Source organism: Campylobacter parajejuni, assembly GCF_046764905.1.
GTDB lineage: Bacteria > Campylobacterota > Campylobacteria > Campylobacterales > Campylobacteraceae > Campylobacter_D.
In genome coordinates, this window is record NZ_JBKORB010000028.1 from 1 (window position 1) to 744 (window position 744).

The following is a 744-nucleotide window of genomic DNA, read 5'->3' on the forward strand; positions in this document are numbered from 1 at the left end:
TAATCTTGCTGATATGATAACTCATCCTAGTTATAAAGAATTGCTTTTAAAAAGAAGTTCTTTAAGTGATACAGCTATTATTGTTTCTACTGGACCTTCTTTAACCAAACAGCTTCCTTTACTAAAGAAGTATGCAAGCAAAGCCACAATATTTTGTGCGGATAGTGCTTATCCTATTTTGGCTAAGAATGAGATAAAGCCTGATTATGTGTGTATGTTGGAGAGAACTGATTTTACAGCAGAGTTTTTTAATCATAATTTTGGGGAGTTTGATAAGGATATAGTGTTTATCTTAAAATCCGTTGTGCATCCTAATGCCGTTAAGTATCTTAGCAAAAGAAATTTTATGATAGCATCTGCCCCTGCAGGTTTTATACACTACTTAAGAATGGATAAATTCGGCTATTTTGCTTCGGGATTTAGTGTGGCGAATATGAACTATACACTAGCTTTATATTTAGGATACAAAAACATTGTTTTAATCGGACAAGACTTAGCTTATGCTGATAATGGCAACTCCCATCCTAATGATTATCAAAACTCGGCTACTTTTGAAACTGAAACCTATGAACACTTTCTTACTCTTGCTTATGGAGGGGAAACTAAGGTTTATACTCAAATGGTTTGGACCTATTTCAGGCATAATTTTGAAAGTGATATAGCCATTGCTAAAATAAATTATCAAGCTAATACCTACAACTGCACCGAAGGGGGTGCTAGGATAGAAGGAAGTATAGAAAAACC

At 34.3% G+C, this 744-nt stretch carries 1 protein-coding gene; it reads left to right on the plus strand.

Annotated features, from left to right (window positions below; genetic code table 11):
• The coding region (locus ACLL8X_RS09280) for a motility associated factor glycosyltransferase family protein (protein WP_411990630.1) at positions 1-744 on the plus strand (744 nt) is incomplete at both ends.